This is a genomic window from Pseudomonas defluvii, assembly GCF_001695625.1.
Classification (GTDB): domain Bacteria; phylum Pseudomonadota; class Gammaproteobacteria; order Pseudomonadales; family Pseudomonadaceae; genus Aquipseudomonas; species Aquipseudomonas defluvii.
In genome coordinates this window covers 1-16431 of sequence record NZ_MBPN01000109.1, presented here as the reverse complement: position 1 = coordinate 16431, position 16431 = coordinate 1, and the positions used below count along the sequence as shown (strand labels likewise).

General features: G+C 56.7%; 12 protein-coding genes and 1 tRNA gene. 3 read left to right on the top strand and 10 right to left on the bottom strand.

What is annotated here, in order from left to right:
* The first annotated feature begins 54 nt into the window (after window positions 1-54).
* Window positions 55-1044: a GGDEF domain-containing protein gene (locus EKA13_RS22150; protein ID WP_065761381.1), complete on the top strand. Its 990-nt coding sequence runs from the start codon at window positions 55-57 to the stop codon at window positions 1042-1044.
* Window positions 1045-1068: 24 nt separating this feature from the next.
* Here the strand turns inward: EKA13_RS22150 and EKA13_RS22145 are convergent, their stop codons facing one another.
* The 3 genes from EKA13_RS22145 to gabD form a co-directional block, all read right to left on the bottom strand.
* Entirely contained in the window at window positions 1069-2277 is a 1209-nt protein-coding gene (locus EKA13_RS22145) for an HDOD domain-containing protein (protein ID WP_065761380.1), read from the bottom strand.
* A 138-nt stretch (window positions 2278-2415) separates the two neighbouring features.
* Window positions 2416-3699 carry a 4-aminobutyrate--2-oxoglutarate transaminase gene (gene gabT, locus EKA13_RS22140; protein WP_065761379.1) on the bottom strand — a complete coding sequence of 428 codons (1284 nt, stop codon included), beginning with the start codon at window positions 3697-3699 and terminating at the stop codon, window positions 2416-2418.
* Between the two features lie 186 nt (window positions 3700-3885).
* Window positions 3886-5328 (bottom strand): NADP-dependent succinate-semialdehyde dehydrogenase, encoded by a 1443-nt coding sequence (gene gabD, locus EKA13_RS22135; protein WP_065761378.1) that lies wholly within the window; start codon window positions 5326-5328, stop codon window positions 3886-3888.
* Window positions 5329-5769: 441 nt separating this feature from the next.
* Between gabD and EKA13_RS22130 the strand changes: the two genes are divergently transcribed.
* Window positions 5770-5846 (top strand) — tRNA-Arg (locus EKA13_RS22130).
* A gap of 266 nt (window positions 5847-6112) precedes the next feature.
* Here EKA13_RS22130 and EKA13_RS22125 read toward each other — a convergent pair.
* The 4 genes from EKA13_RS22125 to EKA13_RS22110 form a co-directional block, all read right to left on the bottom strand.
* Window positions 6113-9031 (bottom strand): type I restriction endonuclease subunit R, encoded by a 2919-nt coding sequence (locus EKA13_RS22125; RefSeq protein WP_245704377.1) that lies wholly within the window; start codon window positions 9029-9031, stop codon window positions 6113-6115.
* 85 nt (window positions 9032-9116) lie between these two features.
* Entirely contained in the window at window positions 9117-9401 is a 285-nt protein-coding gene (locus EKA13_RS22120; RefSeq protein WP_065761377.1) for a hypothetical protein, read from the bottom strand.
* An 11-nt stretch (window positions 9402-9412) separates the two neighbouring features.
* Window positions 9413-10573 carry a site-specific integrase gene (locus EKA13_RS22115; protein WP_065761376.1) on the bottom strand — a complete coding sequence of 387 codons (1161 nt, stop codon included), beginning with the start codon at window positions 10571-10573 and terminating at the stop codon, window positions 9413-9415.
* On the bottom strand, window positions 10566-10799 hold the full coding sequence (locus EKA13_RS22110; RefSeq protein WP_019341962.1) for a hypothetical protein: 234 nt from the start codon (window positions 10797-10799) through the stop codon (window positions 10566-10568). Before EKA13_RS22110 ends, EKA13_RS22115 begins: the two co-directional genes overlap by 8 nt.
* A 147-nt stretch (window positions 10800-10946) precedes the next feature.
* Here EKA13_RS22110 and EKA13_RS22105 point away from each other — a divergent pair, with 147 nt between their 5' ends.
* On the top strand, window positions 10947-11159 hold the full coding sequence (locus EKA13_RS22105) for a helix-turn-helix domain-containing protein (RefSeq protein ID WP_065761383.1): 213 nt from the start codon (window positions 10947-10949) through the stop codon (window positions 11157-11159).
* Between the two features lie 17 nt (window positions 11160-11176).
* Here the strand turns inward: EKA13_RS22105 and EKA13_RS22100 are convergent, their stop codons facing one another.
* The 3 genes from EKA13_RS22100 to EKA13_RS22090 form a co-directional block, all read right to left on the bottom strand.
* Complete coding sequence (locus EKA13_RS22100; RefSeq protein WP_065761375.1) at window positions 11177-14290, bottom strand: site-specific integrase; 3114 nt, start codon at window positions 14288-14290, stop codon at window positions 11177-11179.
* Window positions 14287-16236: a site-specific integrase gene (locus EKA13_RS28440; protein ID WP_245704376.1), complete on the bottom strand. Its 1950-nt coding sequence runs from the start codon at window positions 16234-16236 to the stop codon at window positions 14287-14289. Before EKA13_RS28440 ends, EKA13_RS22100 begins: the two co-directional genes overlap by 4 nt.
* Before the next feature lie 17 nt (window positions 16237-16253).
* Window positions 16254-16431 (bottom strand): transposase (locus tag EKA13_RS22090; RefSeq protein ID WP_141685661.1); only part of this gene is annotated, 178 nt, incomplete at its 5' end.

Genomic DNA, 16431 nt, shown 5'->3' with positions numbered 1-16431 from the left:
GTGGCGGGCCGGGTCGTGGCCGCACGCCCTTGCCTTTTGAGAAGCTGCGCGCCAATGGTCAAGCACACGCCCACCTCCATGCCCCAACACCCACCGCCCGAGACCGCTCAGACCCTGCTGGACCTGATGCATGCTCAAGGTGAAGTGGCTCGCCTGAGCGAACGCGAACAGCTGTTCAGCTCGTTGCTCGACAGCGTCAATGCCGTGCTCTGGGCCTTTGACTGGGAAAGCCGCAAGGTGCTCTACGTCAGCCCGGCGTACGAGCGTATCTTCGGTCGCCCCGCCAACTTGCTGTTGGCCGACTACAACGCGTGGCGCAACAGCGTTTTCCCGGAAGATCTGGAGTACGCCGAACGCAGCCTTGCCGAAGTACTGGTCAAAGGCGCCGTGGAAAACCGCGAGTACCGCATCCTGACAGCCGACGGCCAGCTTCGCTGGCTCAGTGACAAGTGCTTCATCAACCAACAGACTGACGGCGATCATCGGGTAATCGTGGTTGGTATCGCCGAAGACATCACCGAAAAAAAGCAGCTTGAAGGTGAACTGCAACGCCTGGCAACGACCGACGTGCTGACCCAGAGCAGCAATCGCCGGCACTTCTTCGACTGTGCCCGCAGCGCCTTTGCAAAGGCCCGCCAGGATGACACCGCCCTGTGCTTCCTGCTGCTGGACATTGATGACTTCAAACAGATAAACGATACCTATGGCCACCCGACCGGCGACCAGGTGCTGCTGCGCATCGCCGACAGCGGCAAAGCCGTCCTGCGCCGCGGTGATCTGTTCGGACGAATCGGCGGCGAAGAGTTCGCCGCGATATTCCCTGACTGCACACCGGAAATGGCGCAGCACATTGCCGAGCGCTTGCAACGCGAGATCCAACGCCTGAGCTTCAGTCACGAAGATCAAACCTTCGGGGTAACCGTCAGCCAAGGGCTGACCGGCATTGTCGATACCGACAAAACCCTCGACAGCCTGTTCGCCCGTGCCGATGCGGCGATGTACCAGGCCAAGCGACAAGGCAAGAACCAGATTGTTCTAGGCTGAGCGCTGGCGACAGCAATCAGGCACTCACCCCCTGCGCAAACGCCTCAACTCGCTTGCGCCAACCTTGAGCAGGCGTGCTGCCTTGCTCTCGACGATGGTGTCCAGCGACGCCTCGGCGGGCAAGTGCACCAGTTGTCCGACCAGGTTCATGACCAAGGCTTCCCGCGAGTAGACCCCACCGCCAAGGTGGTACACCCCCGCGATCAACTCACGCAGCTCCAGCGGCAGGCGCCAGCGTGTACGCAGTGCCGAGCCATAGGCCGCCGCCGATTGAGACAGGGCCAGCTCGACACTGGCTTCGTCCAGCTCACCACCGGCCAGGCGCCATTCCTGCATGCAGCGCAACACCGCCAACTCACCCAGGCAATGGAGCAAACCTGCGCAGTAACAGCGTTCCTCATCCAGCTCAAGGATGCGCGCCAGGGTGCGGGCATACTCTGCCGTATGCAACGACAGCGCCCAGTAACGCTCGGCATAGCCAGACAGCAGTGGATCATCGAGCTTGGCGCTGCGCTTGAGCGCAAGGCCGAGAATCAGGTTCATGCTCTGGGTCGAGCCCAGTTTGTTCAGGGCCTGCAACAAGGACTGTACCTGCCCGTCATGATGCACCGCAGCGCTGTTGGCCGCTGCAATCAACACGGCCGTGATCTGCGGATCGGTGCGGATCTCTTCCTCCAGGACCTTCAGATTCAAGCCTTGTGCCTTCAGGCTGCGCTTGACCGCCTTCTGAACATCGGCCAGCAGCGGGCCACCGTCAGCGGTAGCGCGGCGGTCCTCAAGAAAACGCGTTAATGTCATGCTGGCTGGCAGCGACGGCACAGAACAGGCAACTGGTGCACCGGCCGAAAGCAACAGCTGCTCCAGACGCTGACGCAGCGAATCCATGTTCAAGGGTTTGCTCATGTACGCGGTAGGCGCCAGCGGCAAGGCCTCTCGCACACTGGCACTGTCGCTACGACTGCTCAACAAAATGAACGGCAACGGCGGCTGACGGCGCTTGGCACGCACCGAGCGCAGCAGGTCAAGACCATCCAGCCCAGGCAATTCACGCGAGGCAATGATCAGGTCAGGCTGGGTGGCCAGCGCAGAGAGCGCCTCATGACCATCAGCGCACACCTGCAGGGACGCATCACAGCGCACATCCAGCAACACCTGAGTCAGCATGTCTCGTACCCATGGGTCGCCTTCGGCGATCAACACACAGGGCTGGCCGGGTGAATCTGCAACAGTCATACGGTTCTCCTGAAAACGTCTGCATGCAATCCACTGCACCTTCCAAGATGTCCATTGCTGGCTACCTTAGTACGCCGCCCATTCCTTTGGCATAAAAAAAACCCGCCGAAGCGGGTTTTTTCTTTAGCGCGTCACAGTTTACGCGAGTTCGGCGAAGCACTCTTCAATGATTGCCAAGCCTTTGTCCAACTGTGCGTCTGGCGCGGTCAGCGGAACCAGGATACGCAGGACGTTGCCGTAGGTGCCGCACGACAGCAGGATCAGGCCCTTGTCGCGTGCCTTGGCTACAACCTGAGCAACGGCGGCAGGGTTTGGCGCGTGGGAGTCCTTACCTTCGAAGACTTCAACGGCGATCATCGAGCCCAGGGCACGCACGTCACCGATCACTGGGTACTTGTCCTGAATCTTGCGCAGGCCAGCAACCAGGCGCTCGCCAACAGCGTTGCTGCGCTCCAGCAGTTTCTCTTCTTCGAACACTTCCATCACGGCCAGAGCAGCGGCGCATGCGATCGGGCTACCGGCATAGGTGCCGCCCAGGCCGCCTGGGGCGATAGCGTCCATGTATTCGGCCTTGCCGCAAACACCGGCCAGTGGGAAACCACCGGCGATGGATTTGGCGAAGGTGGTCAGGTCTGGGGCAACACCCATCTGCTCCATCGCGAAGAAGGTGCCAGTACGGCCAGCGCCGGTCTGTACTTCGTCAGCGATCATCAGGATGCCGTGCTGGTCGCACAGGGCGCGCAGACGCTTCATGAACTCTTTAGGCGCAACGTAGAAACCACCTTCGCCCTGTACTGGCTCGATGATGATCGCGGCGATGTCTTTTGGCTCAGCGTCGTTCTTGAAGATGCGCTCGATGCTGGCGATCGAATCGTCGACGCTCACACCGTGCAGTGCGCATGGGTACAGTGCGCGGAAGATGCCGCCTGGCATCAGGCCCATACCAGCCGAGTAAGGCACGACTTTACCGGTCAGGCCCAGGGTCATCATGGTACGACCGTGGTACGCGCCGGTGAACGCGATCACGCCGGTACGGCCAGTGGCGGCACGGGCGATCTTCACGGCGTTCTCAACGGCTTCGGAACCGGTGGTGACCAGCAGGGTTTTCTTGGCGAAGTCGCCTGGAACCTTGGCGTTGATCTTCTCGCACACTTCAACGTACGGCTCGTAGGCCAGTACCTGGAAGCAGGTGTGAGTCAGCTTGTGCAGCTGTTTTTCAACAGCGGCGATGACTTTCGGGTGCACGTGACCGGTGTTCAGTACCGCGATACCGCCAGCGAAGTCGATGAACTCGCGACCTTCAACGTCGGTAACAGTGGCGTTCTTCGCGCTGTCAGCGAAGATTGGGTGGATCTGGCCAACACCGCGTGGGACGGCGGCTACACGGCGTTGCATCAAGGATTCGTTGGTCTTGTTGCTCATGAACATGTCCTCATTCGCCACACAGTGGCGTAGTTTCAAGGCTTGGGCGACCGGGGTTCAACTGCCACAGCATGCGCTGATCGACTGCTACAGGATCCGGGGCGCCAGGTATCGGCTTGTGTCTAAAAAGGCCAGCGAGGCGTCACTCTCGCGCCTCGCTGGCAGAGGTAAAACGTTAACCGGCGATCAAACGCTGATGCACAGGTATTTGATTTCCAGGTAGTCCTCGATGCCATACTTGGAGCCTTCACGGCCCAGGCCCGAAGCCTTGATGCCGCCGAACGGTGCGACTTCGTTGGAGATCAAACCGGTGTTGATACCGACCATGCCGTATTCCAGCGCTTCAGCAACACGGAACACACGGCTCATGTCGCGGGCATAGAAGTACGAGGCCAGGCCGAATTCGGTGTCGTTGGACATGGCGATGACTTCGGCCTCGTCCTTGAAACGGAACAGCGGTGCCAGCGGGCCAAAGGTTTCTTCCTTGGCCACAGCAGCCGTCTTCGGTACGTCGACCAGTACGGTCGGCTCGAAGAAGTTGCCCTCGATCAGCTTGCCACCGGTCAGTACCTTGGCGCCTTTGCTAACGGCGTCAGCAATGTGCTCCTGGACCTTGGCCACAGCCTTGTGGTCGATCAGCGGGCCAGTGGTGGTGCCTTCTTCCAGACCGTTGCCGATCTTCAGTTTGGCGACCGCTGCACGCAGCTTCTCGGCGAAGGCATCGTAGACACCATCCTGCACGTAGATACGGTTAGCGCAGACACAGGTCTGGCCGTTGTTGCGGTACTTGGAGATGATCGCGCCTTCAACGGCCTTATCCAGGTCTGCGTCGTCGAACACGATGAACGGTGCGTTACCGCCCAGCTCCAGGGAAACCTTCTTGATGTCCTTGGCGCATTCGGCCATCAGCTGGCGACCGATTTCGGTCGAGCCGGTGAACGACAGCTTGCGCACGATCGGGTTGCCGGTCAGCTCGCTGCCGATGTCGCCAGCGCTGCCGGTCACCACGCTCAGCACGCCTTGCGGAATGCCGGCACGGTGCGCCAGCTCAACCAGGGCCAGGGCCGAGTAAGGGGTCTGCGAAGCAGGCTTGAGCACCATGGTGCAACCGGCGGCCAGGGCTGGGCCGGCTTTACGGGTGATCATCGCCGCCGGGAAGTTCCACGGGGTGATCGCGGCAGTAACACCGATTGGCTGCTTGATAACGATCAGGCGCTTGTCTGGCTGATGGCCAGGAATGGTGTCGCCGTAAACGCGCTTGGCTTCTTCAGCGAACCACTCGATGAAGGAAGCGGCATAGGCGATCTCGCCCTTGGCTTCGGCCAGTGGCTTGCCCTGCTCGGTGGTCATCAGGCGCGCCAGGTCATCCTGGTGCTCAATCATCAATTCAAACCAACGACGCAGCTTGCCAGCGCGCTCTTTGGCGGTCAGTGCGCGCCAGGCTGGCAGCGCCTTGTCGGCGGCCTCAATGGCACGGCGGGTCTCGGCGGCGCCCATCTTCGGCACGGTGCCGATGATTTCGCCCGTTGCCGGGTTGTTCACCTTGATCGTCTGACCGTTGTCCGCGTCCAGCCAGATACCATCGATATAGGCTTGCTGGCGGAACAACTGGGCGTCTTTAAGCTGCATGTCGGCGTCCTTAACAGCACCGTGCGCACACGGAGCGAATTGTTGATTGTAAAAAAGGAGCCCTCAGGTGGGGCTGCCGTCAGGAATTCACACACCGGGCCAGCCCACGAAACCACCGTCGCAGGATCAGGCACCACGCAAGAGCGTTTGAAATCTCAAACGAATCCTAGGATTAAAGGGGTTAAAGGACAATAGGCTGTTCGAAAAAAAGAACAAAAAGCTGCTCAAAGAACCTTTTTTCGGATCAACGTCACTTATAGCCCCTTCAGTGTGCGAAATCGACTACAGATTCTGACGATGGACGCCGACAGGTGAGATGGGTATCATGGCGCCCGCGTTGCACTCGTAGCTCAGCTGGATAGAGTACTGCCCTCCGAAGGCAATACTCGTCGGGTTGAGAAGGGTGACAGCTAGTGGTCAAATGACCGCCGCAACAATTACGCACCAGTAGCTCAGCTGGATAGAGTACCGCCCTCCGAAGGCGGTGGTCGTGGGTTCGAATCCCGCCTGGTGCGCCATATCTCATTGATTTATCGATCTTTTTGTAAAAGAACGATTCTTCAGCTCGCTCCAACTTACAGCCACACTCCGAAATCAAATCAACTGCTTTTGAAGCGGCCAATGAGTACTGCCTGAATGGCTCGTTTTAGGCTGATTTTCGGGCTGTGCCAATTCTGTGCCTAAACCGTGCCTTACCGTTGCGCACGGTTTATGTCCCAAGCGTTTTACTGAGTACTAGCCGTGTGTACCGGAAATGCTTCAGCGCACCTAGCCTGTAACCAGTTCACCCCAACATGCCTCTCATGCTCTGCTGCAACGACGACTTGAGCGCCGCATCACTGGCTACCAGGCGGTAAAGCTCTAGATCCTGGCGGCGTATCAGCATCACTTCTTCGAAGATCTTCTCGAACGCCAGGGCACGGTGGTCTTCGTCCTGACTTTTCTGGTACTTGGGCTCAAAGTCCGGGTGTTCCTGAATACCTTTGAGGATGCTCAGGAACTTCACGCGCTTTTCTTCCGTGGTCACACCCCAGCCTTGGAACCAGCGCTCGTTGAAGCTCTGGATGATCTGGTCCAGCGGGTCTTTTTCCTGCTCGCCGCCATGTACCCCGCGCGGGTTTGGGTTGGCGGGATCCAGTTCGGTTTCCGCGTCATCCAACGCAATGCTGTGGTTCAGCTTTACCCGCTCTAACCCATAGGACGCCAGGTCAACCGAGTTGAGCAGGGCATCAATTTCGTCGGCGTCTTTGTCCTTGACCTTGAGTTTCGGGATTAGGAACTTGAGGAACCAGAACAGCTTTTCCCAGGCCACAATCTCGTACGGCATAATCGAAGCCATCTGGCCGTAGATCTTCACGAACTGCTTGGCCTTGATCTTGAAATCGACCTTGGCTTCATCCTCCAACTCCAGTTCCACGTCGAAGCGCTCAACGGCGATATCGATCAGCACCGCCAGCTGTTCGGCATCGACATTGTCGAAGTACTGCGTGGCAAATGCCTCCACCTCCGACCATTCGTAGACGCCGACCTCTTCCAATTGGTCCTTGAGTTCGTGCAATACATTGATGTCCGTAGCGCCGGACAGGCTGGTGGCGGTGTAGAACGGGTCGAAGGAGGCCTTGATGTCCTCCACCTGATTGAAGAAATCCAGAACGAACAAGTCTTCGGTCTTTTTGCCCCACTTCGGCGCGGCGCGATTGAGGCGCGACAGCGCCTGCACGGCGAGTACGTACTGCAGCTTCTTGTCCACGTACATGGCACACAGCTTGGGCTGATCGAAGCCGGTCAGGTACTTGTTGGCCACCACCAGTAAGCGGTACTCGTCGGTGTCGAACTTGTCCCGCGTATCCCCTTCGGCAAAGCCGTTGATGCCGGCTTCGCTGTACTCGATGCCATCAACCAGTTTTTCCCCGGAGAAGGCAATCAGCGCCTTGAATGGATTACCGCGCGCCGCCAGCAGACGGATGATGGCCTTGTGATAACGGATGGCTGACTCGATGTTCTGGGTGATGACCATGCCCTTGGCCTGACCCTTGAGCTTTTTCGGCGTGACCACCTGCTCGATGAAGTGCTCCAGCATCACGTCGGCCTTGACGTCGATGGTCTGCTGGTCGCGCTCGACATAGGCGCGCAGCTTCTTCTGCGCCTTCAGTTTGTCGAATAGCGGGTTGTCCTCGATGGACTTCTGAATCTCGTAGTAGCTGCGGTAAGTGGTGTAGTTGGCCAGCACATCGAGGATAAAGCCCTCCTCGATGGCCTGTTTCATCGAGTACAGGTGGAAGGGTGCGAAGCGGCCATCTGCCTGCTGCTCACCGAATTTTTCCAGCGTGCTGTTCTTCGGCGTGGCGGTGAAGGCGAAGTACGAGGCATTACCGCGCATCTTGCTGTTCTTGATGGCGCTGAGGATCTTCTCCTGAGTGTCGTCTTGATCGTCGCCGCCCATCACCGAATTCATCGTCCCGTGGCTGCTGCCGTCCTGCGAGCTGTGCGCCTCATCGATGATCACGGCGAAGCGCTTGCCGGCCATGTCGTCAATGCCATCGACGATCCAGGGGAACTTCTGGATGGTGGTGATTATGATCTTCTTGCCTTGCTCCAACGCCTGTTTGAGGTCGGATGACTTCAGCGCCGGGGCGATGATGTTTTTCACCTCGGAGAACTCGCGCAGGTTCTCACGCAACTGCTTGTCCAGCAGGCGGCGGTCGGTCACCACAATCACCGAGTCAAACAGCGGCACATCCAGGCCACGCGCGCCAGCAACCTCCAGCGAGGCCGGATAGGTTTCGATCAGCTGATAGGCCGCCCAGGTGATGGAGTTGGACTTGCCCGAGCCGGCCGAATGCTGGATCAAGTAGCGCTGACCCACGCCGTGCTGGCTGGCATGGTCTACCAGACGGCGCACCACATCCAGCTGGTGGTAACGCGGAAAGAACAGCGTGCGCTTGGCCAGTGGCGTCTTGCTGCTGCCGTCCAGGCGCACAAAGTGCTGGATGATATTGGCCACGCTCTCGCGGCTGAAGATCTCCCGCCACAGGTAGGCGCTCTTATGCCCAGCCGGGTTGGGCGAGTTGCCGGCACCGTGGTTGTGGCCCTTGTTGAACGGCAGGAAGAACGTCGCGGCACCGGCCAACTTGGTGGTCATGTAGACCTCGTCGGTATCCACCGTCATGTGGACCAAGCAACGGCCGAATTGCAGCAGCGGTTGGCCCGTGTCGCGGTCCTGCTTGTACTGCTTCTGCCCGTGATAACGGGCATTCTGGCCCGTCCAGGGGTTCTTCAGTTCCAGGGTGGCGAAGGGCAAGCCGTTGATAAACAGCACTAGGTCGATCTCTTCCAGCGGATTACTCGAGGAGTAACGCACCTGGCGGGTGCTGCTGAAGATATTCGCCGCAAACTGCTGTTTGACCCATGCCGAGCTGCTGGCCAATGGCGCGGGGTAAATTAGGTTGAGGTGTACATCATCGATGGACAGGCCGCGCTTGAGCAGGTGCAGCACGCCGTACTTCTTCGCCAGCCGGTCGAAGCGCTCCAGAATGCGCAGGTCCCAGTCCTCGTAGCGCTGCTTGAGGCGCTCCAGCTCATCGCCCTGGCTGTCCTGCAGGAATTGCCACAGGCAGCGGGTATCCACCGCATAGCGCGGATTGAAATCCGAGGCGCGGCCTAGTTGATAGCCGTGGTTGGGGCCTGCAGGTATGGGGCGCATCTTAACCAATGCAGCTGCGCTGGCGGTGTAATCGCTGTTTGTTTGGCCGCAAATACAGCGAAGGAGCCTTTCGGCCCCTTCGAACTTAGTTACCCAACAGGCTTTCAAGCTTCTCGATCAGGAAGTCCAGCGGGCTACGACCCTCCAGGCGTTTTTCGAAAACTTCGTTGCGGTGGTAAGCGACCCAGGTTTCTAGGGCATGCCGATTATCTTTCTCGTAGCCGGAGCCAAGGATGCAAACAAGCTCTGTGCCATAAGGGTTCTCAAGGTAGTGACTCATGGCTGAGGCCAGATGCTTGAGGTACTTATGCTCGCGGGCCTCCATCGATGGATGCAGAGGGGTCACGTTGTCACGTTTGATCAGTTTCATGTGTAAGCTCCTCAGGCCTTGAGATTGGCTCTAATCAGGTTGTCGAATGCACTGCCGTCACGGCGGGTCAGGTTGGGCACATAACGCGAATAAACACGGAACAGCATCTCAGTGGTGGTGTGCCCCATCTGCCGGGCGATCCACTCCGGGTTTTCACCGGCAGCCAGCCAAAGGGTCGCGGCTGTATGGCGGGTATGATAGGGACGCCGCCTGCGCAAACCCAGGTGACGCAGCAGCGGGTACCAAACCCGGTCATTGATGTTGCGGTATGCGTGCGGCGTACCTTCGCGGGTGCAGAAGACGAACTGGCCGCTGCCGGTTTTCTCCCGCTGGGCAAGAAGCGCCTGGTAAACCGGCTCGGACATATCGATTTCGCGCTGTGAGCCGTCATTCTTGGTGTAGTCGAGCTTGCCGCCCACCCAGGTTTCACGGATCAGAATCTGCCGACGCTGAAAGTCGACGTACTTCCACTGCAAACCATCAACTTCGGCTGTGCGCAGTCCTGTGAAAAAGCGCACGGTGTAGTAGTTGCGGAAGTCCTCACGCACGGCACCGAGAATCTGCAGCACCTCATCCAGAGTGAAAGGCTCTACGTCTGTCTTGGGGACTTTCAGTGATTTGATGTTGAGGTATGGCGAGGTAAACTCGAACCGGTCAGCTGCCTCACTAAGGATCATGCGCAATGGCGTCATGATGTGGTTGATTCGCGTCGCTGTCAGACTCTGACCTTTCTGCCCGGGGACTTTGCCGAGTGCCGAGCGGAAAGACAGAAGTTCTGCTTTGGTGATGGAGCTGACCTCTTTTTTGCCAAACTCAGGCAGCAAGTGCTTATCGAGAGTAAGGCGTACGGTTTTGGCGTGCGTATCACGCCACTCGACCCTCATCTCCTCAAACCACAGTTCGGCAAAATCCTTGAACAGTGGTGTTTTCAGCGATGCACAGCCAGCCTGCAGCCTACTGATCTCCAGTACTTTGCTGCTTTGAGGGAAGTAGGTGGCATAGTTGAAGCTCCCAAGGGTGATTTCTGCTTCGATGCGCTCCAGGATCTTCTGCAGCTTTTTCCGGTTAGCTGGCGTATCAGGCAGCGTGGTCTGCTCGCGGCAGCGTTGATCCAGGTAGGTGAAGTCAAAAAACAACTTCTCGTTGTCGGCACGCGCTCGAATCTTACCCATGGCAGATACCCCCTCCGGCCATCGGCACCAGCCCGGAAGTCCGCGAGAATTTCTGCATGTCTTCTTCGACGGCTTCCCAGATGAAAAGGATCTTGCGGCCGCCAAAGGGACGGAAGTAGTGGATCCCTTCCAGCAGGACTGAATCTTTCAAGCGATTACGGATGGTGCGCGCGTCGTACTTCATTCGCGTGGCCAACTCTTCGGTAGTCAGGTATGTGTGAGACATGGCTATGCCCTCTCTGTTAAATTGAACGACAGCGGATTCTTATGAGCTTCTGGATGCTCATAATGATCTCCTGCGGATCAATATAACGCTCATTTTGAGCTTTGCAAGGACAAAATGATCTTCTATAGATCATTTTTGGAGATTAGGATGGTCAAGTGCCATTTATCTCGCTTACTGGGCGAGCGGAAACTGAAGATCAGTGACGTGGTCAGGGACACGGGGATCAACCGCGGAACCCTCACGCGGCTCTATCACGAGACCGCGCAGAGGGTGGAGCTCAAGGACCTGGAAACGATCTGCCAGTACCTGAACTGCCAGGTGGGAGACTTGCTGGAACTGCAGGATGAACCGGAGGGCTGAACGCCCTCCGGACTTGGTCAGGCTCGGAAATGCCAGTCGATGGAGGCCATCAGCATCAGGTAGCGCAGGGCTGCGCCGGAGTGTTGGTTCTGCTCCTGAGCTGTGAGCGCTACACCTGGTAAACGCAGTGTCACTCGAATACCCAAGCGGCTGTTCTGGGTGCTTCGATTCTCTGGAACTTGCTCAATGAACTTCAAGCGAGGTTTCCCCAGAACCGTTCGCCAACTGCTTTTGGTTTGCCTTGGCGTGCGCGTGTCGTAAATGATGAACTCAGTATCAACCAAAGGGATGCCCAGTTCAGATAGCAGCCAGAGATACTCACGGGCACTCTGCTCATCCTTGCCGGAGTAGAAACGCAGTGTCGTCTCGCTCGCCCAGCAGCGCTCCACAAAGTCGTCCAGTACTCGGCCAGCTTTGGCTTTATACCGGCTGCTTAGTAGGCGGTAGAGCCGATCCGCATAGGCCGCTACCCCGGCCAGACCTCCGTGTTTAGGCGGCCTTGGGGCAAGTTCAATTCTATGACTTGAGTCAGACGTCGTTGGGCTCTGAAGGCGATGCTTACCGAGGTGGCTGATGTACCTCGCCCGTTCCAACATGGCCGATCGATCAGCTTCGGTGAACTCAACCCAATCCATGTTGACCGACTGCCCGGAGGACTCCGCATACGCCTCATAGGAGAGCATGGATGAGATTTCATTCATTCTCGTCAGTGCCCACCCACCTTCACCCTTCTGAGGGGAAATCAGTGGGCGCTTAACTCTTCCTTGGTTACTGTGCCTATAGACCTTCATGCGGCCGATGATTCGCTGCATGTGCCGAATCTCTGCAGGCAGGTCTGGTGCAGGTAGGTCGTCCGGCTTGTTTGGCAAACTGACTTGGGCAATTTGCGCGATGACATGGCCAGGCGGCCAAAATTCAGGATTCCACTGCCAGCACAGCGCCGATAACCATGGCATGCAGTGGACGTAGTGCAGCAGAGATGTTTTGGGGCTCGCATGCCCGAGCACAGCGCTGGTGATATGGATCACCCGTCGGGTGGGGGCCTCCGGGGAGTGGAAAAATGCTCGGTTTAGCCGTTCTGTGTCCAGCAGCCATTTCATGGTTTGCGGATGCTCGCCGAATAGCAATCCAGCCTGCTGACTAACACCGAATGCTGACGCGGCTAACTTGAACATCAACCACGTCGCACCGGAATGTCTCAGGTGGTGATAGTGCATATCGCTGCACCCAGTTACCCGGCGTAGAGCATCATGAATGGCCGGCATCAGTGTCGATTCAGATACCCATCGAGTCTGGAATTCCGGGATACAGAACAAGAATTGCGAATATGGACTCTTCCGCTCTTCGTCATCGCGCAGCTGGGCAAGGCGTTCAATCAGCTGCAACTCATCCGGCTCAAGCAAAACGTGAAGTGGCAGCGTACGTGTTGAGTTGCGTGTTTTTAACGCGCGCTGAGCATGCGGACGAATATGCAAATTGACCGGCAGCTCGAGGGCAGTTAGTTGGTCAGGCGAAAGCAGCTTAAGGTTTGGATGTCGTTTCCTTACTGCAGAGGCCCGTGCAGCAGGCAGCGCAGGTAATTGCAAATCACGACGCAGCAATTTCAGCGCCTCATTACGACGCAGTCCTAGGCGAAAACCGAAAATCACCATGGCCTGCGCGACCATAGAGAGGCGTGGTGAGCGCTGGCTCAGCGTGCCTGTAGCCAAGTCTCGCAACGTTAGGCGATATTGTTCTTCGCTGACGATTTGGGCATCGACGAACGGAGGCGTTTTTCCAATACCTAACGCGGCATAGGGGCTGATTGGTGGATACGAAAATCTTTTCTGCAGGTAGCCATGGAACTCCAAAATGCCTTTGGCTAGATTCCTCTTCATAGGTGGTGTGGGCTGGGCCTCCAGCATCAGCTCATAGAGTTCCTCCAGCGCGTCCGGCGGAACATCCAAGACGGACTCTACAGACAGAAAATTGTCCAACCCAACACCGACGATTCGAACATAGTTAGCAACTGTTTTGGGCTTCAACGGATTACCGTAAAACGAGCGTCCGTGACATAGAAACGACGCAAAACTACCGATCAGCTGTTCAAGACTTTTAGGTGGCGGCTCATTATCGAGTGCGACAATTTGCTCTTTCCGGACTTTTCGACATAGCGCCGTCAACCACTCGGGAACATTTTTCTCGGGCCTACGAAACCGGTGTTTTTTCCGTTTTTGTTTTTCTTCGATTTTTGGAGTCGGTGCATTTCCGTGCAAATGCTGCCAAGAGTCCGACAAAACCGAATGCGTCACATAGCTGGACCTCGTGGAGTAATTCATTAGTAGCTGTGGCAATTGTGTTTGACGTTGAATACGCAACAACTCAAACACTCGCTCCAGAGAGCCAGGCTGGTTCTCAGGGCAAATTCCTCCTGTGGCCAGAGCCGCTTGAATACATTTAAGTTTTCCGCCCTTTCGATCCAGATAAGGCCTGTTCTCGGCCAGATCTGGAGCGCAGCGCGACAGAAGCGACAGCGTTATCGGGTCTGGGAACCACTGCCGGTTCTCAGCCTCAGGTTGACCTCGGATTGAGAGCGGTAGCCGGAACTCTGGTATTCCGGATATCCAGATGACCTGTCCAGGGTCAAGCTGAGTCAGCGCGCTCAGCTGGGGAATGTCGATCAGAGCACCGTAGTAGCTAGCACTCAGAAGAAGCAGCCCGATCCGCTCATGGGGCGTGAGTTGTTCTAGATCTCGCCTGATGGCGCGCTCCAGCGAATCAACCATGTCCTGACTGGCCGACAGATTCTCTGAGTTGTATAGGTCTGGATTAATCGGATTAGGGCGGCGCTGAGTTTCGATCGCTACCTGAGCCAGCGGCAAGCTCGGATTAAAACGCTGCGCCCGATGCGTCACTTCTCGCAGCGTGTTACGTAATGTTGAGCCTTCGAGCTGACTCCCGAGATTCTGCATCTCTCTGAGGGGGAAATTACGCAGCGAACGTTGTCCGCAGAGCCATTCACCGATGCTGTTGCCGGAATCTTTGCAGCGTTCCTGGAGTTTCAGAAGATATTCATTTTTCCACTCTGGATCGTGTTTTTCCGGGCTCCAGACAACAGATAGCATTTCATCCGAAAGACGTGAGCTATTCATACATCAGCCCCCACAACCAGGTGGCTGTTGCGAACCGTCCAGCCTAGCTCCCGCATCAGTGGCAACAAGTGGCTATGAAGGCCTTGGACATAGGTACGCGGGCAAAAACTCGAGTAAATATCTTGTGGTTCTTCGCCGCTCAGCCAATGACCCATCAGAGCCGACAGTGTCTCAGGCGGACATCCGCGCTCGGCGAGCTCAGTCCTCAAGAATTTGCGGAATCCATTCACTGGATGAGGTGTGAAACCCTCAATCTGGCGCATTACGGCTTTGATATGGAGCGGCCGGATTTCCTCGTAGGAAAGACAACCATCATCGGTAAAGCGCAGGAAAAATCCGTTGGTAGGAACCGGTGCATGTAACTCGAGTTGTCCGGTAATTGCCCTGCAGTGAGCCTTATAGGCCTTTAACTGTCTTCTTAATAGGTCAGTTAACACTACCAGGCGACTCATATGCCCATCATCTGAGCCTTTGTCGCCCAGCGCGCCGTGCCACCCAGGCGATATAAATTCGTCTTCCTGCTTCAACGGGTCGCGAATAGCTCGACACCCAGTCGCCATAAAAAACATTTGAACCGTCCACAGCGACAAACAGTTGTGCCAGTGAACGAGCTGTTGGAGGCCTTTTCGGGGGCGTTTACGCAGCACTGCCAGCAATGCAGCAAGATTAGCTTTTACCGTATCCACCCTAAGGCAGTTTCGGGCACCAACGGCCACCTCAGGAACAGCAAGAATCGATGCACTAGGGGCTTCCAATCCTACGGTGGCATAAACCGCAGTCAACACTCGCTGTACTGATTGGCAATACAGGCGTCGCAGATGGTTGATGCTGAACTGGCTGTAATACAGCGCTGTGTTTGCCGAAATACAGGGCATCCCACATAGCATGGTGGCTGCAACCACATCATGAGAGTCTGCGATGATTTGGCGATGAAGGTAGGAGCGCACTTTGTGCACCGTGTAGCGAGGATCTTCGCCCCCAAGCTCGCTCAACAAGGTGCGGATTTCACGCTCGACGTCTTTAATCTTGCAAGTGATAACTGCAGAGCCATTCACCGGCGACAAGTCTCGGATTGCCATAACAAGCGCAGCCGCCCCAACCATGTCCGGTACCGAGATTGTTGGCTGAGATGCTCGAACGGCATCTCGAGGCAGGAGCTCTTCCGCTGCATAGTCTGGCGTCGGTGCAAAAAATCTGAACTCCGCCGGCCCTGTCTCATCAGTCAGAACCAACTCCAGCACCGAGCTCGGGCGAGCATTGCGCTCAGCTATCCGTAGTTTTTTGCAGTCCTCGAGTGAGCGACCGAACCAGAGCATGAGATGAAGTACCAGCAGTGCCTCCAAGCGCCTCCGTATCTGTGTCTGCTCCTGGCCAGGGGCATTACGAATTCGTTCCCGACAGAATAGAAATTCATCAGTGACACCGAACAGCAGGTTTGCTAGTTCATACTGCGTGAGCAGGTTGTAGCCAAAAGGCAAAAACTGCCTACTGCGAGCAATATGAGCAAGCATGCCCTCATGGCTGAGCAATTCAGCTACATATGGCCTGACCTCACCCCTTGTATCGATCAAACATATTTCACTTGCTGCGGTTAGTTCTCCCGGCGGCAGTGCTTCATCTAAATCATCGTCGAGCGGTTGAGACACCGCGAAGCTTATATATCCAGGGAGCAAGTCTGGGTCGTCCGGATCATCAAGCGGGAACTCGGTAGCACCTTGGCTAATTAGTACGCCTAGGCCTGCGCTGTTTGAACCGCCATTGTGACGATGGCCGCCGCCACCGTGACGCTCAGGCGGCTCCTCACCACCTAGGTAGCGGGCGAGACGAACGATCGGTGCGAAGTACTCTGCTAAATAATTAGTTGAATTGCCGGCGTCGAATTGACGGCAGCCCTGAGCAAATACAGCAGAACTGGACCATATATTTAGATCACCTGGTATGGACAATATCTGGCTCTTCGCATTTAAGGGTGTAGCTGATTTCTAAACCCTCCTGACTTCAGCAAGCACCTGGCTATGTAATTGGTTAAATTTCTAAAGCCCAAGGCGGTACCTCGTAAGTGCTCAAGTCGCCCGTTGATAGCTTCTGTTGGACCGTTGCTGGTTCCTGGCCGGTCGAAGTAGGCAAGGATGCTCTCAGCG